We start from the raw sequence: 21796 nt of genomic DNA, 5'->3' as shown, positions 1-21796 counted from the left end.
GTGGGGCATGACACACCACGCCATGTTCGACAGCAAATACCCGCCCGCACCCGGACTTTTTGAACCCGACGAGACCACCAGCGCAATCTCCCTGCAGCTCTGCCACGGCTGGAGCGCAGACATGATCACCGCCGGACTCGAGGACGACGGGGTCCCCGTGTCCGTCTTCGAGGAGGTCCGGGACGAATACGCCCGCTTAGTCCCCGAAGCCTCCGAGGATGCCAAACGCATCGACGCGCTGCGCGACGCCCTGGCCAAGCGCGATCTCGCCTTCTCCTTCGACGAGGGCTACGACATGGGCGAGGCCGCCGAGGACGGCGCCGACGTCGCCCGCGAAGACGGCCATAAAGGCTACGCCTACTGCACCATGCAGGACATCGACAGCGTCATCCACACCGGCAAGCTCCTATTCGGCTTCAGCTCCCTGGACAACCCCGGCGACGAGTCCGACGCCGAAATCGGCCAGGCAGTCGTCGACGCGATCGAAGAGGTCGGCTTCACGCCTGAATGGAACGGCTCGCACACCGCGCGCATCGAGTGCAGCGGCCTGAAGTTCGAGCTCCCGCTGGCGGACTAGCCCAGCTCGGCCTCCAGGTCATCCAGCGCGCGCGTGAGCGCCGCCAGCTTGTGCTCGCGCGGAGCGAGCTCGCCATCCTCGACGTCCTCGCCGAAAATGTTCAGCGCCACCTGGTTGCGGATGCCGCGCATGGACAGATTCGCCACGATCTGGCGCCAGTGCTCCACCGCGCGCACACCGCCGTCCGCGCCGTAGCCCACAAACGCCACGGGCTTTCCGGCCCACTCGCCGAACAACGAGTCGAAGGCGTTTTTCATCGTGCCCGGGATGGAGTGGTTGTACTCCGGGGTGACAAAGACGAACCCGTCGCAGGCGTCCACGGCCTCGGACCAGGCGGTGACGGCAGGGTCGTCGTACTGCTTGTTCGCCGCACCAGGCACGACCTCCGCAACCAGGTGCGGCACGTCGAAATCGGCCAGGTCGAGCAGGCGGTAGTCCGCGTCGCGCTCGGCGGCGGCGTCCATCACCCAGGCACCGATGTGCTCGCCGATGCGGCCAGAGCGTAGAGATCCAAGAAACACTCCGATTGTTGTCATGGACACGACTGTACTTGGCCGGAGGTGCGTCGATAAGCTAGCTGCTTATGAGTACCGTTTCCGAGGCCGCGCGCCGCCGCACATTCGCCGTCATCGCCCACCCGGACGCCGGTAAGTCGACGATCACGGAGGCGCTGGCGCTGCACGCGCACGTGATTTCGGAGGCCGGAGCGGTGCACGGCAAGGGCAACCGCAAGTCCACCGTGTCGGACTGGATGGAGATGGAAAAGGACCGCGGCATTTCCGTCGCGTCCTCCGCGCTGCAGTTCGAGTACGCCCCCGACGGCCACGAGGGCGAGCCGTACGTGGTCAACCTGGTGGACACGCCGGGCCACGCGGACTTCTCCGAGGACACCTACCGCGTGCTTTCCGCTGTCGATGCTGCGGTCATGCTTATCGACGCAGCCAAGGGCCTCGAGCCGCAAACCCTGAAACTGTTCCGCGTGTGCAAGGCCCGGGGTTTGCCGATTGTCACCGTGATTAACAAGTGGGACCGCGTGGGCCGCGAGCCGCTTGAGCTTGTCGACGAGATCGTTTCCGAGATCGACCTGCAGCCGACCCCGCTGTACTGGCCGGTCGGCGAGGCGGGCGATTTCCGCGGCCTGGCGCACGTCTCACGCGACGGCGAGATCGACGGGTACGTGCACTTCACCCGCACCGCCGGCGGCTCCACCATCGCCCCGGAGGAGCACTACGCCCCCGACGAGGCCGCGGCGAAGGAAGGCGACGTGTGGGACACCGCCGTCGAGGAAGCGTCGCTTTTGCTTGAAGACGGCGCCGTGCACGACCAGCAACTCTTCGAGCAGTGCATCACCTCGCCGATCATCTTCGCCTCCGCGATGCTGAACTTCGGCGTGCACCAGATCCTGGACACGCTGTGCGCCATCGCCCCGGCGCCAGAGGGCCGCGCCTCGGACCCGAAGGCCATCGAGGCGTCCACCACCGCGATGGACGAACAGCGCGAAGTCGGCGACGACTTCTCCGGCGTGGTGTTCAAGGTCCAGGCCGGCATGGACAAAAACCACCGCGACACCCTGGCATTCATGCGCGTGGTCTCCGGCGAGTTCGACCGCGGCATGCAGGTCACGCACGCGCAGTCCAGCCGGTCGTTTTCCACGAAGTACGCGCTGACGGTGTTCGGCCGCAACCGCGACACGGTGGAAACGGCGTACCCGGGCGACATCATCGGCCTTGTCAACGCCGGTGCTTTGGCACCTGGCGACACGATCTACGCCGGCAAGAAGGTCCAGTTCCCGCCGATGCCGCAGTTCGCGCCGGAGCACTTCCGCACGCTGCGCGCCAAGTCGCTGGGCAAGTACAAACAGTTCCGCAAGGCATTGGACCAGCTAGACGCCGAGGGCGTCGTGCAGATCCTGCGCAACGACGCCCGCGGCGACGCCGCCCCGGTGATGGCCGCAGTCGGCCCGATGCAGTTCGAGGTCATGCAGGCGCGCATGGAAAACGAGTACAACGTCGAAACCGTCACCGAGCCGATCCCGTACTCGGTGGCGCGCCGCACCGACGCCGACTCCGCGCCGGAGCTGGGGCGTCAGCGCGGCGTGGAAATCTTCACCCGCACCGACGGCGAGCTGATCGCCCTGTTCGGCGACAAATGGAAGCTCGCGTTCGTGGAAAAGGAGCACCCGGAGCTGACCATCGAGCCACTTATCGCGGACTAACTCGCGCCCCGATCGCCTCCCAGGCCACATCGGCGAACTCGTCTTGGCTGAGTCGCCCGCAGCCTTCCGGCAGGTGGCCCCAGTACTCGGCGCCGGTGACTTCCGGCATCTCTTCGACGTTGAGGCGCGTGGGCAGGTTCGGGTTGTCCGGCATGCTGCCGCCGATGAGCCCCAGCACCTCCAGTCCCGTCGCGCGGGCGTGGACGCAGGTCAGCTCGGCGAGGTTCAGGCTGCCCAGCCCCAGCGAGGTGACCACCACGAGCGGCGCGCCTGTGGCTTTGGCGATGTCGGCGAGGGTGTAGTCGTCCGCGAGCCGCACGAGCAGCCCGCCGGCGCCTTCCACCAGCACCACGCGCTTCGGGGCATCGAGGCTGCGGATCCACTCGGTGACTTCGTCCAGGCTCGGGGTCTGGATCCCGGCGCGCCGCGCGGCGAGGTTCGGGGCGAGGGGTTCCGGGTAGCGCCACCGCTCGAACGTCTCGATGCCAGCAAGCTTTGCGACGGCTGACGCATCCCCCTGCCCCGCCTCCTCGCCCGTCTGGATGGGCTTGGCTGCTACCACGTCGAAGCCGCGGCGTTTGAGCACGGCGGCGATGGCGGCGGTGGCCACCGTTTTGCCCACGTCGGTGTTGGTTCCGGTGACAGCAATGATCATTTCGTAGCCTCCTTGACTGCTGCCGCAATGCCCCGGCAGATCTGGGCGATGTCCTCTTCCGAGCAGATGTAGGGCGGCATGGTGTAGATCAGCCGGCCGAATGGGCGGATCCACACGCCTTCTGCCATGGCGGCCTCGGTAGCTTCGCGCATGGGCGCGTCGTGCTCGAGCTCGACCACGCCGATGGCGCCAAGCACGCGCACATCATTCACACCCGGGATGTCCGCCAGCGGGCGAAGGCCACGCTCGAGCTCCCCTTCAATCCGGGCGACCTGGTCGCGCCACTTCCCCTCCGCCACCATGGCAACGGACTCGGCCGCCACCGCGCAGGCGAGCGGGTTGGCCATGAAGGTTGGGCCGTGCATGAGCGCGCGCGGCTCCATCCCCGAGGCGATTTTCTCGGTGGCCAGGGTGGCTGCGAGTGTCATAAACCCGCCGGTCATCGCCTTGCCTACGCACATGATGTCGGGCACGACGCCGTTGTCCAGGGTGGTGAACAGCTGGCCGGTGCGGCCGAACCCGGTGGCGATTTCGTCGGCGATGAGGGGGATGCCGGAGGCGTCGCAAAGCTGGCGTAGCCCCACAAGCAGCTCGGGGTCGTGGAAGCGCATGCCGCCGGCGCCCTGGACCACTGGCTCGACGATCACGCCGGCGATCTCCGGTGTGATCAGCCGTGCGAACTCGTCCAAATACGCCGCATGCTCGCCGGCCGATGCGCCGCGCACCGGCGGCGCGGGGGCAAACACCTGCGGTTTCAGCGCGTCGCCCCACATCGCGTGCATGCCGCCTTGCGGGTCGCACACGCTCATGGTGGCGAACGTGTCGCCGTGGTAGCCGGAGCGCCAGGTCAAAAACGTGGTGCGCTCCGGGTGCCCCTGCCCGATGGCGTACTGCAGCGCCATCTTCATCGCGACCTCCACCGACACCGAGCCTGAGTCGGAGTAAAACACCTGGGAAAACGCCCCGCCGGTCAACTCCAGCAGGCGTTTCGTCAGCGTCGCCGCTGGTTCGTGGGTGAGCCCGCCGAACATGACGTGGCTCATCTTCGCAATCTGCGCCTCCGCCGCCGAGACCAAACGCGGGTTGCAGTGGCCGTGGATGGCGGCCCACCAGGAGGACATGGCGTCGATGAGCACGCGGCCGTCGAAAAGCGTGATGCGTGGGCCCTTGGCGCTTTCGACGGGGTAGGTAAACTGCCCCGGTTCCGCGTAGGGGTGCCAGATGTGGGCAGCGTCAATGTCGGCGATCTCGCGTGGGTTCATGAACACGAACCCTAGCAGCTCACCGCTAGTTTTGAACGGTGTTCAGCCGCGACTTTGGGTAGTGATTTCGTCGGCTGCGCGGTCAGTCCAGCGCCGCATCTGCAACCGCCCCGCAGCACCCATGCTGGAGCGCGGCGGCGCCTGAATGCAACGGCGCGAATCCATCCCCGCCTGCAGTTCTTTGGCGCGCAGCATCTCGGCGTCGATTTTCACGCCCATCAGCAGCACCACGTTCATCGTCCACACGAGCACCAGCACCGCCAGCACCGTCCCGAACGCGCCGTAGGTGCTACGCACGCCGACCAGTTTCAGATACCAGCCGAAACCCACCCACAGCGCGCTGGCCACCGTGAGCGCCAGCGCCGAGCCGAGCGTCAGCACCCGGAACCGCCCGGGCCGCACGTTCGGGGTGAAGTGGTAGAGCACGCTGACCAGCGCAACTGCCACCACCGCGATCACGGGGCCGCGCAGGTAGTCCCACACAGGCAGGAAAATCGAGGTGAGGTACTCCAGCTCGTCCTCCAGCTGCAGCGGACGTGCGAGGGGTCCGAGGACGGCGTTGACGATGCCGCCGGTAAGCAGCGCGCCCAAAATAATCACCACCGCGCCGATGACGAGCACGAGCGTGACCAGCCACATCGTCGCCCACGTGACCACAATCGGGCGGCCTTCAGTGCGGCCGTACATGAGGTTCGCGTTACGCGAAAACGACCGCACGTAGCCCGACGCCGACAGCAGCGAGATCAGCACAGAGACCACGAGGGCAATCGTGCTTTGCGACGGCGTCCCGACAATCGACAGCACCAGCGCCAGCGCATCTTCCTGCAACTCCGCAGGCACATACGAGCGGATCAGTTCGGCGAGCAGCGAATCCGGGGCGTCCTCCTCGCGCGGCATGAGCAGGCTGAAAATGGAATACGACGCAAGCAGTATCGGCGCAACCGACAGCAGCGTGTAGTACGTCATCGCGGCTGCGCGGTCCACCATGGCGTCGTTGGCGAAGTCGGTGACGATGCGGCGCAGCACCGACTTCCAACCGGCGCGCGACAGCCGGGTGCCCAGCGGTGAGGAGTAGTCGTGCGGGGAAACGACCACATCGCCGGTGCCGTACGGCATGACCAGCTCAGCGCGGTAAGAGGTGCCGTTTTCTGCCATGTCAACCACTGTAAACGGGCGTGCGTCACCTCGGTTCCCTGGTGTCGCAAATCTGTGGATAACCCGGGCGCCGGAAGCAGGTTATCCACAGATTTCGTTTATGGGGGCTTGCGGGGTTGCTTTTTGCGTTTAGGTTTGCCCGCATGAGTTTCCAACACTTCGTCCAAAACCGCCCGACCGTCGCCCACCTTGAACATTTTGACCGCGACACCGCTCTTTCCATCGGCATGAACCCGACCACCGCCACCGCCTGGCAGCAGCTGGAGAAGGTGTATTTCGGCCGTACGAGACACGTCAAGCAGCAACGCAAAGCATTGAACAGGGCCCGCGAAGGGGAATTTTCCGTGGAGCAGCTCGCCATGATCGAGCGCCGGCTCAAGCCCATCACGCACGAGGGCACGCGGTGGCGTTTGCGGCTGGCGCTGCTCAAGGCGTCGAAGCGGTACAAGTCGCTCGAACGCGCCGCGAAAGAGCTGATCCCGGCGGTAAAGAAGCCGCGGAAGGATTCGATCTCCTTTTCCAAGTCCGTTGACGGCAAGCGGGTGCTGCGCATCATCTTCGACGAACGCTTCCTCGCCGACCTCGAAGCGGCCCTGCGCCGCGGCATCGACACCTCCAAACCCGCTGGCCCGCAAATGCTCGAGCGTTTTGTCGCATTGCTTCGCGACGGCGACAGCGTACCCACCGCCTCCCCCACCCCACTGATCCTGGTGCCGCTCGAGGATTACGTCCGCATCCTCGACGGCGACGGCGACGAGACGATCCTGGGGCTGACCGACGGCACCACCATCACCGGCGCCGAGTGCCTGCAGCACCTCGTCGGCGACACTCTCCAGGTCGCGCTCTTCCACCCGGAGGAGGGCGCTGTGAACCTGTATACGGGACAGCGCCACGCCAATTGGAAGCAGCGCATCCTGGCTAAGGCGACCTCCCCGGTGTGCCTGGTTCCCGACTGCCGACACGCCGCCGACCACTGCGAAGTGCACCACGTCGTGCCGTGGAAGCACGGCGGCGAGACAAACATGAACAACCTGGCTATGCTGTGCCCGTACCACAACCGGACGAACGACGATGACGCGCACATCAACAAACGCGGCCGCGTGCGCTTCATCGGCGGGATGCCGGTGTGGGTCTCACCCAGGGGGTATGCGGTGCCGAACCCGTACCACCAGTTCGGGGCGATGAAATTGTTATTCGGCAAGTAGCGCCTCACCCCAATCGCACGGTCGCGGGACGTAGCGCTCCGGGCGGTTGTGGGCCAGCGGCGGCTCGATAACGTCGATGACGTCGCGCCAGCGCTGCGGGATGGAGTGCTCCCCTACCACGCCACCGAGAAATGCGCCCACGATGGCGGCATTGGTATCCGTGTCCCCGCCGAGCGCGATGGTTTGCACCAGCGCCTCCTCGAAGTCGGTGCCCTGTGCGACGTGGTAGACGACTGCGTTGAGCGCGGTGCACACCCAGCCCCCGCCATTGTTGGGAAGCTGCGTTTCCCACGTCGCTGTGGTGTCGCCGCGGGCGATCGCACGGTCGTCGCGGTACTGGTCGAGGTTTTCGCGCTCGAGGCGGGTTCGCAGTGCCTCCAGCGGGTCCGCACCCCCGAGCACATCCGCGAGCGCACCGGCGTACACCGCGTTAGCCGCCACCGTCATGGGGTTCGGGTGGGTGAGCTCGGCGTCGGCGCGGGCGAAGCGTTCCGCTTCCTCGGGTTTGCCTGCGTAAGCAACCGCGAGCGGGCTGATGCGCATCAAGGCCCCGTTAGCCTGAGACCCGTGGTCTTTCTCGCCGCGCTCCAGCGCGCTGCGGCACGTGTTGCCGGCGTCGAACGGGTCGGTTGCCATCCACCGCTGGTAGCCGGCCAGTGCCTCCGACTCGTCGAACCCGCCAGCACGGCGCAGGGCGTCGATGAGCTCGATGGCCATCTCCGTGTCGTCCGTGGGCTGGCCAGCCTTCAGCCCCCAGTAGCCGCCGTCGTGCATCTCGCGCACCCCGCCTTGGTACTCGGCGGCGATGTCTTCGGACTTATAGAACTCCACCTGCGCCCCAAGGTTATCTCCGATGCACTGGCCGTAGAGCACTCCTCGGGCGCGCGACATCATGTCCATGACCGCCACCTTATACACTCAGCCAACATGGGACTTCTCAGTCGCGCGCGCCAACTCCTCGGCCTCGGCCACACGCCGTTGGTGGATTTTCCGGACCGGTTTGAACCTTTGGACGTCGATAAGCTTGAGGTGCACACCGCGAAACTCTCCCCCGACACCGAGGAAAAGATGGTCATCGTGACCACCACGGTGGCCGCGCTCGACCGCATCGCCGCAGGCGGCGCGGTGCAGCTGCGGCACGAAGGCGAACGCGACGTCACTTTCGTGCCGGTGGACCGCGAGGCCGTGCCGGTGCTGGACCCGAAGCTCGGGTGGATCATTCCGGTGACGCCCGCGACCGCCCGCGAGCTCGCTGAATTGCCGAAAGGCCCAGGCGAGCACGAACTTTCCGCGCTGCACCTGGGCCTGATTGTGGAGTAGCCGTGTGTGATTCAGCTCGCGAGCCAATGAGTGGCACGCAACTAGCGAGGCAGGTAGCCCGAAGTCCCGAGTGTGAACGCTTGCTGGAATCCATCGAGCTGCACTGCCGGCCGGTCGAAGGTCCGACGATGACACCGAAACAGCGAAGGTCATTGGAAAACGAGCCGCGCAACTGGATGGGCTCGATCATTGAGCTCGCGCTACGGCTCGAACTCTGCCGGCCTGGCGCCAACTTCGGACATCCCCTCGGCTTAGAAACGGCCCTAGAGTTTCTCCTCGAAGACGAATTGGCGGACAACAGCGTGGCACGCGCCGTGCACCACGAGTTAACAGCCGAGTTCCGCCAAAAACGTAAACCGATCGGAGTTAAACGCAGCGCGTTTTTCGAAGCCGACGACATGTTCATCCCAATCGACGTAATGCGCGCAATCGGCAAAGCGTGCGGGCTCGCACAACACCGGTTTGGTTTCATTGATCCCGGCATCGAAGACGAGGCGTTCGCACTAATTGAGTGGGCCGATTCCCTCAACGAGTTTCACGTCAGCCTGTTCAACGCCGCGGTGTGGGTGGCAGAAAAGCAACTGGCCCAGTTAGGTTCCAGGGTCACCAACGCGCACGTGCTAATCGACGGATACCACACCCAAAAAGTAACCAGCGGCGAATACGATCTCGCGACCGAACATCAACTTCTAGACCTCAAATGCGCCCAATCGCGCGAGTTTCGGCCCGAGTGGAAGTTGCAGCTGCTCATGTACTGGCGGATGGGTCTGCAGACGACCGACCTTGATGGCAACGCAAGAAAGCGGCAATTCGAGCGGTTCCGGGAACTCGGCATCATCAACCCTTTCTGGGGCGAATACAGCTACATGCTCGTCGAAGACATCCCGAAAGAGCTCATCGAATATGTGGATAACGTGGTCTTCGAGTTCACAAAACCCGTAGTCATCGGTGAGAGGGTGGCTTATGCGGTCACCGACATAGGCGAAGAAGAGCTCATCGGCCTGGACAAAGCCATTCCGGTAGTGAAGCGAAGAGAAGAGATCGCACTCCCGCTTGACGTCACCACCGAGGGCTGCTTGGTAGTCCCCGATTTTGAGGGCTGCGCGCCCTCACCTCACCTAGCATTTCAGCCCCACGAAATTGTCCTGAATTGGTTTTCATACGGAAACGTGGATGACGCAGCAAAGGCTATTTCGCTGCTTTGTGCCGCGCGCGATGTGTTGATGGAAACGGAACCCGACGCGGTTGCAGTGACTGGCGCCGTGTACGCGAATGCAATTCCCCGACTCATGCGCGTGTTCGCGCTCGCGCGAACACTGACCGCTGCAGCAGTGGGAGCGGAATCGGCGGATGAGGTCGCTCTTGCTGCTGAGGTCGCCGGCCGCGCTCAGCGCCTTTTCGATGCACGCTCCACACCGCTTGCGGTCAGTACCGAGTACCACGTCGCCGCTGTGCTTGGGACCGACGACCCCTGTTAGAGCAGACCGATCCAGTTCCAGTAGGTCGCCGACAGCAGCAGGATGAGCAGGTAGCCCACGATCGTTAGCGGGATACCGGTGCGCAGGAACTGCTTGGAGGTGAACGCGCCGGTGCCGTAGGCCAGCATGTTCTGCGGCGCGGAGACCGGCAGCAGGAAGCCGAAGCAGATGACGAACTGCTGGATGATCACGAAGCCGATGCCGTTGTTGGGCACGTCCAGGGTGGCCGCCAGCGCGATGAACACCGGGATCAGCGCGGACGCCAGCGAGGTCGCCGAGGCGAACCCCAAGTGGATGAGAATGTTAAACAGGCTCACCAGCGCGATCGTGGCGATGATCGGCATGGACGCGAGGCCGATGGCGCCGAACGTCGCCTCCGACAACCAGGTCGCCGCGCCCGTGTCCAGCAGGAACTTACCCAGCGAGATACCGGCGGCGAAGACGACCAGGGTGCCCCAATTGATGTGTTCTTGGGCGTATTTCCAGTCCATCACGCCGATGATCGGGGTAAGCATGATGCCCACCGCGACGATGGTGATGGTGGCGGAGCTGATCGGGTGCAGCACGCCTTCCGTCGCCCAGAACAGCAGCAGCGCAACGGCAATTGCGGTGAGGCGCTTCTCGGCGCCGGTCATCGGCCCCATCTCTGCAAGCTGCTTTTCGACGAGCTCACGCCCGCCCTCGATCGCCTCAGCCTCCGGCTTGATCGCCCAGCGCATGATGAAAAACAGCGCGATCGACATCAGCACAGACCACGGCGCGGCCCACAGGAACCACTGGCCCCAGGAGATGGTCTGTTCCAGCTGGTCTTCGATGAAGCCGACGGCTACCAGGTTCTGCGCCGCGGCAGTTTTGATGCCGACGTTCCAAATGGACACCGCCTGCGTCGCGGTGATGACCAGCAGCGCCGCCAGCTTCGACTCCTTGGCCAGGCCGAACGCGGCGACCATGCCCATGAGGATCGGCACGACGGCGCCGGCGCGCGCCGTCGCGGACGGGACGAAAAACGCCAGGATGATGGAGATGACGATCGCGCCGATGACAATGTTGGAGACTTTCTCGCCCGCAGTCTTGAGCACGTAGAGCGCCAGCCTGCGGTGCAGCCCCGTGGCCTGCATCGCTGTTGCCAGCGCGAGCGCGGCACCGACGAGCGCCACCGCAGACGAGGAGAATCCGCTCATCGCGATGCTCAGTCCCTTGGAAGCGCCGACCGCCTGACCGGTCTCGGGGTCGGTGGCGAAGGTGAGCAGGATCGCAATGAGGCCGACGATGATCACGGCGGAAACCGAGTAGGACACCGCTTCTGTGACCCACATGATCACGGCGAAGGCGAGCATGCCGAGCGCGATTTTCGCCGGCATGGCCAGGCCCGCAATCGGCAGCATCATCACCACCCCGAGTGCCACAAACGCCAAGATGAACGCGATGACCTTGCCGGTGTTGCGTTCCTTTTCCACAGGTTGTTGCTCTGAGTTAGCTGCTGGTGTGACTGCTGTAGCCACTGCGTGCCCCTCCTTGATTCGGTTGTTATATACCTGACGCTAGTCACTCCTATAAAGCCTGCAAAATGGGATGTTTGTACGGTTTACCGGGGGCGCGCGGCCGTGCTGGGGGTAGCATCGCTGCCATGAATCTGAGCTCGCAGCTGAACTACAACATGCACCACGGTGCGGAGGATCTGCGCACGATGCTGACCACCGACATCACCAACAACTTCTTGCCGGCGTCCTGGCAGGATTCGCTGAACGCGCTGAGCTTTTCGGTGATCGGGCTGTGGGACTCGATCGTGCGCGGCGTATCCGTCCTGCTGTAACAACCTCACAAAACCGCGAACTCCACAGGAAAACGTCACCGAGCTGTGAGTATAAAGAGTATAAAGACCTCCCCGTGTATAAAGAGTATAAAGACTCAAGGAGGCACGGATGCGTAATCCCTTCATCCCCACGTTCGGCGTTTCCCCCGTCGTGCTCGGTGGCGACGACAGCCTGACACGTAACTTCGGCGCCGGCCTGGACGGCGGGCCCGGCGACCCGCGGCGAACCCTGCTCGTTTCGGGGCCACGTGGCATCGGTAAGACGGTCGCGCTCAACGAGCTCGAAGACGAAGCCGCCAGCCATGGCTGGATCGTGTTGCGCGCTCAGCCGTACGAGCTGATCGAACCGCTAGTTGCGACCGTGATCCCGCAGGCGCTCGCCACACTCCGGCAGCAGGATCCGGGCCGGCGCCGAATTTCAGGCGTGACGGTCTCCGGCATCGGCGGGTTTTCCACCACTGCCGCCCCAGGGGACAAGCCGGCTCCCTCCTTGATCGGTTCGCTGAACACGCTTTGCGATGAGCTGCCGCCCGAATCCGGCGTACTAATTACCCTCGACGAAGTTCAAAGCGTCAACGCGAAAGAGTTGTGGCAACTCACGGCCGCGGTTCAGGATCTGCGCCGGGACGGGCGCGACATCGCCTTCGCCGCCGCCGGATTGCCTGACGGCGTGGAGTCACTACTGCAGCACCCGGGCACCACGTTTCTGCGCCGCGCTCAGCACGCCGTGCTCGCCCCAATGACACCAGCTGAAACGCTGACGGTGCTTCGGGATACCGCCGCGCAAGGTGGCGTGGAGATCCCCGACGGGGTACTTACGGACGCCGCGGCGCTGACCCGCGGCTACCCCTTTTTGATCCAGCTCCTCGGCTACCACCTATTCGAGCGTGCTAACCGCCGGGACCAGCCGGTCTCCCACGACGACCTCGCGGCAGTGACCCCAGACGTGTTGAAAACACTGGGCGATTTAGTCCACCAACCAGCGCTGCTGCACCTGCCCGCCGCCGAGCTCGCATACCTCGAAGCGATGGCCGAGGTACAGGAGGGTCAGCAGGCGGTACCAAGCGCGGCCATCGCACAGCAACTGGGCAAACGCGTTCAGCAAGTCTCCATGGTGCGGCAGAAGCTTATCGACCGGGAACTGATCTACTCCCCTCGCCGGGGAATGCTCAACTTTGTCATTCCCCACATGGGCCACCACCTCAATCAACGAGCTACGCGCAACACAGGCTGGGACTAGCACCCCTACCTTAAGATATTGCACGCACTGCGCAACTTTGCGTACTGTGTGCAACATGTCTGAATTCCTCTACCGGCTCGGCAGCTGGTCATACAAAAAAGTCTGGCCGTTCTTGGCCGTCTGGCTGATCCTTTTGGCCGCCCTCGGCTTCGGCGCCGTGAACTTTGCAAAATCCCCCAGCCCCACATTTTCCATGCCTGATATGGATTCCACCGTCACGCAGGAGGAGATGAACGAGCGCTTCGGCACCGACGAGGACGCGATGAGCGTGCCCTCCGGCACCGTCGTGGTCAAGGCACCGGAGGAGAAGACGCTGAAGGACCCGGAGGTGATGGCCGAGGTCGACGCGATGCTCGAAGAGCTCAAGGCCACCGGCTATTTCCGCGATCCAGACGCGATTGTCAACCCAGTCCTCGCCGCCGGCGGCATGGCCAAGCAGATGAGCGAAGCTAAGGCGGCCCAGGGTATGCCCCAGGAGCAGATCGACGCTGACATCGCGGCACTGTCGCCGCTGAACCCGGACGGAACCACCGGCACTGTGTCCGTCACGTTCGCTGAGGACAACATCATGGAAATCCCGGCGGAGACCCTCGATGAGGTCGGGGGCATTCTCGAACGTTACGACGACTCCGGGCTCACCGTGAAGTACAACGGCAACGCGTTCAGCAGTGCCGGGGAAATGGACGGCACCTCCGAGCTTATCGGCATGGCGGTTGCCGCGATCGTGCTGCTAGTCACCTTCGGCTCTCTGGTAGCCGCCGGTCTGCCGTTGATCGCCGCTGTTATTGGCGTGGGCGTGGGCATCCTCGGCGTGCAGCTGGGCACCCTGTTCACCGACTCGATCTCCGACATGACCCCGACGCTGGCGTCCATGATCGGGCTTGCCGTGGGCATCGACTACTCCCTGTTCATCGTCGCGCGCTTTCGCAACGAGCTGATTTCGTCCTCCGGCCTCAACGATCTCTCACCTAAGGAACTCGCGCAGGAGCTGAAGAAGATGGATAAGGCGAAGCGCGCCCACGCCATGGGCATGGCGCTGGGTACCGCGGGCGGTTCCGTCGTCTTCGCCGGCACGACTGTGCTTATTGCGCTGGCCGCACTATCGATCATCCGCATCCCGTTCCTGACCGCCATGGCACTTGCCGCCGCGGCGACTGTCGCCATTGCAGTTCTGGTGGCGCTAACGTTCCTGCCGTCTTTGCTCGGTTTGCTGGGTTCCCGCGCGTTCGCGATCCGAATTCCCGGCCCGAAGGTGCCAGACCCGGAGGACGAAAAACCGACCATGGGCCTGTTGTGGGCGCGGCAGATCCGCGCCCGCCCGTGGCTCAACCTCATCGCGGGCGTGGTGCTTCTGGGAATCCTCGCCATCCCCGCCGCAAACTTGCGCCTGGCCATGCCGACAGACGGCACTGCCAAGCTGGGCTCCCCGCAGCGCGAAGCGTATGAGCTTATCGACGACGCCTTCGGTCACGGCCGCAACGCCCCCATGATCGCGTACGTGGACACCGCCGATATCGCTGAGCAAGACCGCATGCGCGCCTACCAGACGCTGCTACAGGACTTCGCCGGCACCGAGGGCGTGGTCAACGCGCAGATCGTCCAGTCCACTGAGAACTTCGACGCTGCCCAAATCCTGATCACGCCGGACTCGGGCGCGACCGACCAGGCTACGACCGACACCTTGGAGCGCCTGCGCGAGTTCAAGCAGTCGTTCGAGGACCAAACCGGTGCAACGTTCGGCATCACCGGAATCACGCCGATCTTCGACGACATCTCGCAGATGCTTTCCGACGTGCTCGTGCCCTACATCGCCATTGTCCTGGGGCTTGCGTTCATCGTCCTCATGCTGGTGTTCCGCTCCCTGTGGGTGCCGCTAATTGCCGCACTCGGCTTTGGCCTGTCCATGGCCGCAACTTTCGGCGTCACTGTGGCCATCTTCCAGGAGGGCATGTTCGGTCTCATCGAGGACCCGCAGCCGCTACTGTCCTTCCTCCCCATCATGCTCATTGGTCTCACCTTCGGCCTGGCCATGGACTACCAGGTCTTTTTGGTCACCCGCATGCGCGAGGGCTTCGTCTCTCGCGGCAAGACCGCCGGCAACGCTGTGGCCAACGGCTACAAGCACGGTGCGCGCGTGGTCACGGCGGCTGCGCTGATCATGATCTCGGTGTTTGCTGCGTTCGTGCTCATCGATGAGCCGTTCATTAAGGCCATGGGCTTCGCGCTCGCCGCGGGTGTGCTTATCGACGCCTTCGTGGTCCGCATGACCCTGATCCCGGCCACGATGTACATTCTGGACAATCGCGCCTGGAAGATCCCCGGCTGGCTGGACAAGGCGCTGCCGAATCTGGATATCGAGGGCGAGAAGCTGCACCACAACGAAACTCCAGGCGCTGAGCCGGTTAAGGTGTAGCTATGAGCCTGCGCGAGGAGAAGAAGGCAGCGACTCGGCGCGCCATCTCGGAGGCGGCCGCGGCCCTGCTGCTCGAAGAGGGTACGGCCGCCGCCACCGTCGCGCGAGTCTCCGAGCGTGCGGGCGTGTCCCCGCGGACCTTCCACAATTATTTCGCAGACATCGACGAAGCGCTGGAAGAGTTCCTGCGCAAAGTGTTCGCTACCATCGCCGAGCAGATCGTGGCTCTGCCGGAGCAACTCTCGGCTGCCGAAGCCATTGAGGCGATCATCATCGACGCGCTCGAGGAGGACGGCCTCGAGCTCTACTCTGCATCCACTCTCGTGCTGCTGAGTGATCGCACCCGCGCGGAGTCCGCGGCGCCCCCTGATGAGGAGACCATGCGCGAAATCGCACAGCCGATGGTCGCGAGTATCCGCGGGCGCACCCCCGGCGCGACAGCATTCGACGCCGAAGTGCTGCTCAACGCCTACGGCATCGCGGGCGCCACCGCGGTCAAGACATACTTGGCCCTGCCAGAGCCACGCGCAGCTGACGACGGCCGTGCTCTGGTCCGACGCGCATTCGAGGTGCTGCGCGACATGCGCTAGCCGCGCTTGATGCTGGTGATCTTCTTGCCGCGGGCCAGCTCGTCGACAAGCAGGTCCATCTGGCGGATCTTGCGCATGAGGTCCTGCTCGACCTCCTCGACGCGCACGCCGCACACCTTCCCGGTGATCAAATCGGTGTTCGCGTTGAGCGCGATCGCGTCGAAGAAGTCACGCAGCGTTTTATCCGACTCCGCCGCCGCATTCAGCTCGCCTGGCGCGAGCCCGGTGAACCAGCCGAGCACGTCATCCAGCTCGTCGCGGCTGTGGCCCTTGCGCTCCACTTTGGCCAGGTAGTTGCCGTAAATGTCGCCGAACGGGTACGCGTAGACCCGCTCCAACTTCGCTTGCTCATCCATGCCCGCAACCATATCCCCCCCCCCCCCGGCGCGGTTCCCTCGCCGGTGCGCATTTTCATGAGCACGGGATCTCTTGCGCGGGCAGGTGGCGGACTTTAGTGTCGTCGATAAGCGGGAGCAGGGGGCTGCCGCACGAAACCTAGGGGGGACCCATGCGATTCGACACCTACGAGCTGTACTACCTGGACACCTACGACGACGAGGCGGCGGACCTCGCCGACGACCTCGGGCTCGAGCAGGACGACCCGTACTTCGACGAAGACATCGCCCGCCACTTCGACGCCGACTACGTCACCGACACCGGCCTGAAAGTCGCCGTGATCGTGCACGACATCGACTCCCACGAGGTTGAACTGGCGATGCTGCAGCCCGGCAGCCCGCAGGCGCCCGAGTGGTACTCGTCCGAAGACGCCGCGAACGTGGTCGCCGAGCTGGGCCGCATCCTCGTCGCGCTCGACGACAAAACGGTGAAAATCACCGAGCCGCAGGACCCCGCGTTCGCGCTGAAGCGCCGGGCATCGTTCGAGGCGGAGGACATGACTACCGCCACGGTGGCGATGCTGCAGGATTCGCAGGACAACGCGCTTTACACCACGTTTTGCATCGAGTTCCGCCCGAACATGAATTCTGATTTCACGTTCCCGGTTGCGGTGTTCGCGTTCGACCCGCGCGTGAGCAGGCTTTCGGGGCACATGCTTATCGACGACAACCCGTTCGCCCCACCCACCTTCAACCGCGCCCAGAAGAAAATCGTCGCGCGCAGGATCAACGACATCCTAGAGTCCATCCACGCGGCCATGCACGAAGATCGCACCATCAGCCCGTTTAAGAACCTCGGCCCGCAGTTCCGTTCCGAGGGCCTGCCGTCGATGGAGGCGGTGGACACCCACCACGCCATCGACCAGGCTATCGCGTACCTGAAGCGCTACTACGGGGAGCAGGCATCGTAGCGAGTCTTTCCATACGGTGTTTGAGTGGCACACGCTCGTCGGCCCCAAGCGATCGAGGCGAAGGGGGCGACTCCTCGAGCGCGGGCACGACGACGCACTTCGCTATGAGAGCTCCTTCGGTCATCGGTAGGCGATGCGCATCCCGGATTGTATGAGGGCTGAAGTAGTCTTTGGAGGGTTCGTCCAGCGTCCGTTCACAGACAGCGGTAACGTATGTGAAAATACGCTCGTAGAAAGGTGAGTTTTAGTGAAAATTGCAGTTCTGGGCGGCGACGGATTCTGTGGCTGGCCCGCGTCCCTGCACCTTTCAGACCTCGGACACGAGGTCACGATCGTGGACAACCTGTCGCGGCGCCGCATCGACGAAGAGCTCGACGCGGAGTCGCTGACGCCGATCGCGACTATCGACGAGCGGCTGTCGGCCTGGAACGAGGTCTCCGGCAATACGATCGGCTACGAAAACATCGACGTAGCCCAGGACTACGACGCACTGCTGGCTTTCCTGAAGGATTACCAGCCGGACACCGTGATCCACTTCGCCGAGCAGCGCGCCGCGCCGTACTCTATGAAGTCCCCGCGCAACAAGCGCTACACCGTGGACAACAACGTCAACGCCACACACAACCTGCTCACCGCGATCGTGGAATCCGGCCAAGACATCCACGTCGTGCACCTAGGCACCATGGGCGTCTACGGTTACGGCACCGCCGGTATGAAGATCCCGGAGGGCTACCTGGACGTACAGGTGGACGCGGGCGAAAACGGCATTGTGGAACAGCAGATCCTCTACCCCACCAACCCGGGCTCGATCTACCACATGACCAAGGTGTTGGACCAGCACCTGTTCGCGTACTACGCCAAGAACGACGAGCTGCGGATCACGGACCTGCACCAGGGCATCATCTGGGGCACCCACACCCCACAGACACTTCGCGACGAGCGCCTGATCAACCGCTTCGACTACGACGGCGACTACGGCACCGTGCTCAACCGCTTCCTCATGCAGGCCGCTATCGGCTACCCGCTGACCGTGCACGGCACCGGCGGGCAGACCCGCGCGTTCATCCACATCCGCGACATGGCGCGCTGCATCCAGCTGGCGGTGGAAAACCCGCCGGCGCGCGGCGAGCGGGTGAAGATTTTCAACCAAATGACCGAAACCCACCGCGTGCGCGACCTCGCCGAACTCATCGGCCGCATCGCGGACGCCGAGGTGCAGATGGTGCCCAACCCGCGCAAGGAGTCCGCGGAGAACGAACTGCACGTGGTCAACGACGCCTTCCTCGATCTCGGCCTGGAGCCGACGAAGCTGGAAGAAGGGCTGCTGGTGGAGGTCGAAGACGTGGCGAAGAAGTACGCCGACCGCGCGGACCGCTCGAAGATCCCGGCGCGCTCGCTGTGGACCGCCGCGCAGTCCGCCGGCGTGCCGCAGGGCGAGAAGTAGATGCGCATCGCGCTTCTCACCGAGGTCTTCCTGCCCAAAATCGACGGCGTGGTCACCCGCACCACCCGCCACTTGGACCAGTTGGCGGCGCTGGGCCACGAGGTGCTCATCTTCGCGCCCGGTAACCCGCCCGCCGAGTACGCGGGCTTTGAGGTTGGGCCGATCCGCTCGCACAGCTTGAAGGTGTACCCGGAGGTCAAGCACGGCATGCTGGGCCCGAAAACCTACCGTCGCCTGCGCGAGTTCAACCCGGACGTCGTGCACGCCGTCAACCCCATCTGGACGGCTGGCTGGTCCACGTTGGTGGTGGCGCGCCGCTACCCCGTTGTCGCGTCGTTTCACACGGACGTGCCGGCTTACTGCCTGAAGCTGGGCATCCCGTGGGTGAAACCGATCGCCGAGTGGGGGCTTCGCACCTTCCACGGCCGCGCCGGGCTGAACATGGTCACCTCGGGCCCGATGATGGACAAGGCCGCCGACTACGGCATCGACAACGTGCGGCTGTGGCCGAAGGCGGTGGATACGGAAAGCTTCACCCCGGAAGCGCGCACCCGAAAGATGCGCAGCCTGCTTACCGACGGCCATCCGGACGACCCCCTGGTCATCTTCGTCGGCCGCATCTCGGCGGAGAAATCCGTGGACCGCTGCGTCCCTATCGTCGAAGAGGTGCGCAAGCGCGTGCCCAGCGCGCGCCTGGCGTTTGTGGGCGAGGGCCCGCTTTACGACGAGCTCCGCGCCAACCCGCCCGCCTGGGCCACCTTCACCGGATATTTGTCCGGGGCGGACCTGCACGCGGCCTACGCCTCGGGCGATGTGCTGCTGTTTCCCTCTACCACCGAGACCTTGGGGTTCGCCGCGCTGGAGGCGTTTGCATCGGGCGTGCCGGTGGTTGCGGCCAACGCCGGCGGTCTGCCGTTTGTGGTGGCGGACGGAGAGACCGGCGTGCTGGTCGACCCGGAGGCGCCCGACACAGCCTGGGCCGACCCGATCGAGCGCATTCTGACGCAGCCGGAGCTGCGCGAGCGCATGTCCGCGGCCGGCCGCGCCGAGGCGGAGCGCTGGACGTGGCGCGCCTCCACCGAAACGGTGGTCGGGTACTACGAGGAGGTCATTCGAAGCGCAGGACGGTGACCTCGGCGGTCTCCCCGCCCGCGTATTCGCGGGTCTCGGCGGTGCCGCGCACCGGCGCCGCCGGGTCGATCTCCTGGTACGGCACCACCTCCAGCCCGCAGGCGTCGACTTTGCGCGGGTCGAACCACTCGATCTCCGCACGCCCACCTGCGATCACCCCGATGCCGGAGGCAGTCTCCCATGCCTGGACGTTGTCGTCGATGCCAGGCACGTCGTCCGGGTCGAAGCCGAGGCGCTGCGCTTCAGCCTTGACCGTGTACGGGCAGAACACGTAGGCGCGTTCCACGTCCGGCCCCGCCACGTCCGCGACGGTGAAGTCCCCGGCGAGCGCGGCGTCCTCTAGCCCCATCTCGGTTCCGTGCCCGCCGCAGCCGGCCAACACGAACACGCTGGCGACGGCGGCGAGGCTGAACTTACGCAACACACCCATGGCTACTGGATCTCAGCCGGGTCTTTGCGCTCCGGGAACACGCGCGGACGCACGCCAGCGATGTCCTCGACGACGCGGACCACCTGGTGGGAGTAGCCGTACTCGTTGTCGTACCAGACGTAGAGCACGAGGTGGTTGCCGGAGGCGATGGTTGCCAGGCCGTCCACCACAGACGCGTGGGTGGTGCCGAGCAGGTCGGTGGAGACCACCTCCGGGGAGTTGATGTAGTCGATCTGCTGACGCAGGTTGGAGTGGGTGGACACGCGGCGCAGGAAGTTGTTCACCTCGTCCTTCTCCACTTCCTTGTCCAGGTCCAGGTTCAGCACGGCCATGGACACGTCCGGGGTGGGCACGCGGATGGCGTTGCCGGTGAGCTTGCCCTCGAACTCCGGAAGCGCCTTGGACACGGCCTTGGCGGCACCGGTCTCGGTGAGCACCATGTTCAGGCCGGCAGCGCGGCCGCGGCGGTTGCCCTTGTGGAAGTTGTCCGCGAGGTTCTGGTCGTTGGTGTAGGAGTGGACGGTCTCGACGTGGCCGTGCTTGACACCGTAGCGGTCGTTGATCACCTTGAGCACCGGGGTGATGCCGTTGGTGGTGCATGACGCGGCGGACAGGACGCGCTCGTCGCCGATCATGTCCTGGTTGATGCCGTAGACGATGTTCGGGATGTCGCCCTTGCCCGGCGCGGTAAGCAGGACGCGGTCCACGCCCTTGGACTCCAGGTGCTTGGACAGGCCGTCGCGGTCGCGCCATGCGCCGGTGTTGTCCACCACGATGGCGTTGTCGATGCCGTAGGCGGTGTAGTCGATCTCTGCCGGGTCGTTGGCGTAGATCATCTGGATGGGGGTGCCGTTGGCCCAGATGATTTCCTTCTCCTCGTCGACGGTGATGGTGCCGTTGAAGGCGCCGTGCACGGAGTCGCGGCGCAGAAGGGAGGCGCGCTTGATGATGTCGATGTCGCCCTTCTTGCGCACCACCACGGCGCGCAGGCGCACGCCGCCGTACATCGCCTCGCGGGCGATAAGGATGCGGGCGAGGAGGCGGCCGATGCGGCCGAAGCCGTAGAGCACGACGTCGCGGGCTTCGAGTTCGGAGGAGGTGCCGATGACGTCGGCGAGCTCGCGGTCGAGGAAGGCGCGCAGGTCCTGCTCGTCGGAGTGCTTGAACTCCTTGGCCAGGCGGCCCAGATCGATCGACGCGGTGCCCAAGTCCATCTCCACGAGTTCGCGCAGGATCGGCAGCGTCTCGTCGAGCGCGAGTTCCTTCTCGTCGATGCGGCGGGCGTAGCGGTGCGCCTTAATGATGTCGATGTCGGTGACACCCACCAGCAGGCGGCCGTAGACCGAGGTCGCCGCGTTGTGCTCGCGGTGCAGGCGGCTGATCAGCGGCAGCATCTCCTGCGCGAGGGTGAGCTTGTGGTTCCATTCGTCGCGGGGGTTTGTCGTTTCGGTCAACGTCGCTCCTTTTGCATGTGGGAATCGGGGGCAATTTCTTCGCCCGTGATCGCCCCCTTACTCTAGCGCCTGCGCGAACCCGCCGGGCAAGGATCCCCTAGCGTGTGT

The 21796-nt window shown here is 64.6% G+C and carries 21 protein-coding genes; 12 read left to right on the top strand and 9 right to left on the bottom strand.

Translation table 11 applies throughout. The annotated features are described in order from the left end of the window. Positions 1-7 precede the first annotated feature (7 nt). Positions 8-577 (top strand): DUF6891 domain-containing protein, encoded by a 570-nt coding sequence (locus CIHUM_RS03860; RefSeq protein WP_034999954.1) that lies wholly within the window; start codon positions 8-10, stop codon positions 575-577. On the opposite strand, the gene CIHUM_RS03855 is transcribed toward CIHUM_RS03860, so the two are convergent. After that, positions 574-1113 (bottom strand): NADPH-dependent FMN reductase, encoded by a 540-nt coding sequence (locus CIHUM_RS03855; protein WP_034999953.1) that lies wholly within the window; start codon positions 1111-1113, stop codon positions 574-576. The two genes, CIHUM_RS03860 and CIHUM_RS03855, sit on opposite strands and share 4 nt — an antisense overlap. 47 nt (positions 1114-1160) lie before the next feature. Here CIHUM_RS03855 and CIHUM_RS03850 point away from each other — a divergent pair, with 47 nt between their 5' ends. After that, complete coding sequence (locus CIHUM_RS03850) at positions 1161-2792, top strand: peptide chain release factor 3 (protein ID WP_034999553.1); 1632 nt, start codon at positions 1161-1163, stop codon at positions 2790-2792. Here the strand turns inward: CIHUM_RS03850 and bioD are convergent. Genes bioD through CIHUM_RS03835 form a run of 3 tightly spaced genes read right to left on the bottom strand, consistent with a single transcriptional unit; the run spans position 2779 to position 5864 of the window. Then, entirely contained in the window at positions 2779-3447 is a 669-nt protein-coding gene (gene bioD, locus CIHUM_RS03845; protein ID WP_034999551.1) for a dethiobiotin synthase, read from the bottom strand. The genes CIHUM_RS03850 and bioD overlap by 14 nt on opposite strands. Next, entirely contained in the window at positions 3444-4709 is a 1266-nt protein-coding gene (locus CIHUM_RS03840) for an adenosylmethionine--8-amino-7-oxononanoate transaminase (protein ID WP_034999550.1), read from the bottom strand. Before CIHUM_RS03840 ends, bioD begins: the two co-directional genes overlap by 4 nt. Positions 4710-4751: 42 nt before the next feature. Beyond that, positions 4752-5864, bottom strand: coding sequence for a YihY/virulence factor BrkB family protein (locus CIHUM_RS03835; protein ID WP_034999548.1), 1113 nt, complete (start codon positions 5862-5864; stop codon positions 4752-4754). A gap of 143 nt (positions 5865-6007) precedes the next feature. Here CIHUM_RS03835 and CIHUM_RS03830 point away from each other — a divergent pair, with 143 nt between their 5' ends. Next, a complete protein-coding gene (locus tag CIHUM_RS03830) occupies positions 6008-7069 on the top strand; it encodes an HNH endonuclease (protein WP_051106446.1) in 1062 nt (353 codons plus the stop codon). Here the strand turns inward: CIHUM_RS03830 and CIHUM_RS03825 are convergent. Continuing rightward, positions 7055-7969 (bottom strand): ADP-ribosylglycohydrolase family protein, encoded by a 915-nt coding sequence (locus CIHUM_RS03825; RefSeq protein ID WP_051106445.1) that lies wholly within the window; start codon positions 7967-7969, stop codon positions 7055-7057. The two genes, CIHUM_RS03830 and CIHUM_RS03825, sit on opposite strands and share 15 nt — an antisense overlap. Positions 7970-7996: 27 nt before the next feature. On the opposite strand from CIHUM_RS03825, the gene CIHUM_RS03820 reads away from it, so the two are divergent. Continuing rightward, entirely contained in the window at positions 7997-8389 is a 393-nt protein-coding gene (locus CIHUM_RS03820) for a hypothetical protein (protein WP_034999546.1), read from the top strand. Positions 8390-8469: 80 nt separating this feature from the next. Next, positions 8470-9867 carry a hypothetical protein gene (locus CIHUM_RS03815; protein ID WP_143313251.1) on the top strand — a complete coding sequence of 466 codons (1398 nt, stop codon included), beginning with the start codon at positions 8470-8472 and terminating at the stop codon, positions 9865-9867. Here CIHUM_RS03815 and CIHUM_RS03810 read toward each other — a convergent pair. Continuing rightward, positions 9864-11369: a DASS family sodium-coupled anion symporter gene (locus CIHUM_RS03810; RefSeq protein ID WP_187370391.1), complete on the bottom strand. Its 1506-nt coding sequence runs from the start codon at positions 11367-11369 to the stop codon at positions 9864-9866. The genes CIHUM_RS03815 and CIHUM_RS03810 overlap by 4 nt on opposite strands. Positions 11370-11494: 125 nt before the next feature. Here CIHUM_RS03810 and CIHUM_RS03805 point away from each other — a divergent pair, with 125 nt between their 5' ends. The 4 genes from CIHUM_RS03805 to CIHUM_RS03790 all read left to right on the top strand — a co-directional run bounded on the left by CIHUM_RS03805 (position 11495) and on the right by CIHUM_RS03790 (position 15923). Further along, the gene (locus CIHUM_RS03805; RefSeq protein WP_034999541.1) at positions 11495-11680 is read left to right on the top strand and encodes a hypothetical protein; all 186 of its coding nucleotides are present in this window, start codon (positions 11495-11497) and stop codon (positions 11678-11680) included. Between the two features lie 109 nt (positions 11681-11789). Beyond that, entirely contained in the window at positions 11790-12920 is a 1131-nt protein-coding gene (locus CIHUM_RS03800; RefSeq protein WP_034999539.1) for an ATP-binding protein, read from the top strand. 55 nt (positions 12921-12975) lie between these two features. Continuing rightward, complete coding sequence (locus CIHUM_RS03795; protein WP_034999538.1) at positions 12976-15333, top strand: MMPL family transporter; 2358 nt, start codon at positions 12976-12978, stop codon at positions 15331-15333. A 2-nt stretch (positions 15334-15335) separates the two neighbouring features. After that, a complete protein-coding gene (locus CIHUM_RS03790; RefSeq protein ID WP_081634454.1) occupies positions 15336-15923 on the top strand; it encodes a TetR/AcrR family transcriptional regulator in 588 nt (195 codons plus the stop codon). Here CIHUM_RS03790 and CIHUM_RS03785 read toward each other — a convergent pair. Continuing rightward, positions 15920-16279: a DUF2200 family protein gene (locus CIHUM_RS03785; protein ID WP_034999949.1), complete on the bottom strand. Its 360-nt coding sequence runs from the start codon at positions 16277-16279 to the stop codon at positions 15920-15922. The genes CIHUM_RS03790 and CIHUM_RS03785 overlap by 4 nt on opposite strands. A 152-nt stretch (positions 16280-16431) precedes the next feature. On the opposite strand from CIHUM_RS03785, the gene CIHUM_RS03780 reads away from it, so the two are divergent. The 3 genes from CIHUM_RS03780 to CIHUM_RS03770 all read left to right on the top strand — a co-directional run bounded on the left by CIHUM_RS03780 (position 16432) and on the right by CIHUM_RS03770 (position 19804). Beyond that, entirely contained in the window at positions 16432-17229 is a 798-nt protein-coding gene (locus tag CIHUM_RS03780; RefSeq protein WP_051106444.1) for a hypothetical protein, read from the top strand. Positions 17230-17476: 247 nt separating this feature from the next. Then, complete coding sequence (locus tag CIHUM_RS03775; protein ID WP_034999533.1) at positions 17477-18673, top strand: NAD-dependent epimerase/dehydratase family protein; 1197 nt, start codon at positions 17477-17479, stop codon at positions 18671-18673. Beyond that, positions 18674-19804, top strand: a complete 1131-nt coding sequence (locus tag CIHUM_RS03770) for a glycosyltransferase family 4 protein (protein ID WP_034999531.1) — start codon at positions 18674-18676, stop codon at positions 19802-19804. Here CIHUM_RS03770 and CIHUM_RS03765 read toward each other — a convergent pair. Continuing rightward, positions 19782-20234 (bottom strand): hypothetical protein, encoded by a 453-nt coding sequence (locus tag CIHUM_RS03765; RefSeq protein ID WP_034999530.1) that lies wholly within the window; start codon positions 20232-20234, stop codon positions 19782-19784. The genes CIHUM_RS03770 and CIHUM_RS03765 overlap by 23 nt on opposite strands. A gap of 2 nt (positions 20235-20236) precedes the next feature. After that, on the bottom strand, positions 20237-21628 hold the full coding sequence (locus CIHUM_RS03760; RefSeq protein ID WP_101494257.1) for a glyceraldehyde-3-phosphate dehydrogenase: 1392 nt from the start codon (positions 21626-21628) through the stop codon (positions 20237-20239). Between the last annotated feature and the right edge of the window lie 168 nt (positions 21629-21796).

Origin of the sequence: Corynebacterium ihumii, assembly GCF_028609825.1 — a bacterium.
Taxonomy (GTDB): domain Bacteria; phylum Actinomycetota; class Actinomycetes; order Mycobacteriales; family Mycobacteriaceae; genus Corynebacterium; species Corynebacterium afermentans.
This window is presented reverse-complemented; position numbering and strand designations above follow the sequence as displayed.

What these genes read in the sequence shown, in the direction of transcription:
- CIHUM_RS03860 (WP_034999954.1), top strand. Translation starts at nt 8, where the DNA reads ATGACACACCACGCCATGTTCGACAGCAAATACCCGCCCGCACCCGGA.
- CIHUM_RS03855 (WP_034999953.1), bottom strand. Translation starts at nt 1,113, where the DNA reads ATGACAACAATCGGAGTGTTTCTTGGATCTCTACGCTCTGGCCGCATC.
- CIHUM_RS03850 (WP_034999553.1), top strand. Translation starts at nt 1,161, where the DNA reads ATGAGTACCGTTTCCGAGGCCGCGCGCCGCCGCACATTCGCCGTCATC.
- bioD (WP_034999551.1), bottom strand. Translation starts at nt 3,447, where the DNA reads ATGATCATTGCTGTCACCGGAACCAACACCGACGTGGGCAAAACGGTG.
- CIHUM_RS03840 (WP_034999550.1), bottom strand. Translation starts at nt 4,709, where the DNA reads ATGAACCCACGCGAGATCGCCGACATTGACGCTGCCCACATCTGGCAC.
- CIHUM_RS03835 (WP_034999548.1), bottom strand. Translation starts at nt 5,864, where the DNA reads ATGGCAGAAAACGGCACCTCTTACCGCGCTGAGCTGGTCATGCCGTAC.
- CIHUM_RS03830 (WP_051106446.1), top strand. Translation starts at nt 6,008, where the DNA reads ATGAGTTTCCAACACTTCGTCCAAAACCGCCCGACCGTCGCCCACCTT.
- CIHUM_RS03825 (WP_051106445.1), bottom strand. Translation starts at nt 7,969, where the DNA reads ATGGACATGATGTCGCGCGCCCGAGGAGTGCTCTACGGCCAGTGCATC.
- CIHUM_RS03820 (WP_034999546.1), top strand. Translation starts at nt 7,997, where the DNA reads ATGGGACTTCTCAGTCGCGCGCGCCAACTCCTCGGCCTCGGCCACACG.
- CIHUM_RS03805 (WP_034999541.1), top strand. Translation starts at nt 11,495, where the DNA reads ATGAATCTGAGCTCGCAGCTGAACTACAACATGCACCACGGTGCGGAG.
- CIHUM_RS03800 (WP_034999539.1), top strand. Translation starts at nt 11,790, where the DNA reads ATGCGTAATCCCTTCATCCCCACGTTCGGCGTTTCCCCCGTCGTGCTC.
- CIHUM_RS03795 (WP_034999538.1), top strand. Translation starts at nt 12,976, where the DNA reads ATGTCTGAATTCCTCTACCGGCTCGGCAGCTGGTCATACAAAAAAGTC.
- CIHUM_RS03790 (WP_081634454.1), top strand. Translation starts at nt 15,336, where the DNA reads ATGAGCCTGCGCGAGGAGAAGAAGGCAGCGACTCGGCGCGCCATCTCG.
- CIHUM_RS03785 (WP_034999949.1), bottom strand. Translation starts at nt 16,279, where the DNA reads ATGGATGAGCAAGCGAAGTTGGAGCGGGTCTACGCGTACCCGTTCGGC.
- CIHUM_RS03780 (WP_051106444.1), top strand. Translation starts at nt 16,432, where the DNA reads ATGCGATTCGACACCTACGAGCTGTACTACCTGGACACCTACGACGAC.
- CIHUM_RS03770 (WP_034999531.1), top strand. Translation starts at nt 18,674, where the DNA reads ATGCGCATCGCGCTTCTCACCGAGGTCTTCCTGCCCAAAATCGACGGC.
- CIHUM_RS03765 (WP_034999530.1), bottom strand. Translation starts at nt 20,234, where the DNA reads ATGGGTGTGTTGCGTAAGTTCAGCCTCGCCGCCGTCGCCAGCGTGTTC.
- CIHUM_RS03760 (WP_101494257.1), bottom strand. Translation starts at nt 21,628, where the DNA reads ATGCTGCCGCTGATCAGCCGCCTGCACCGCGAGCACAACGCGGCGACC.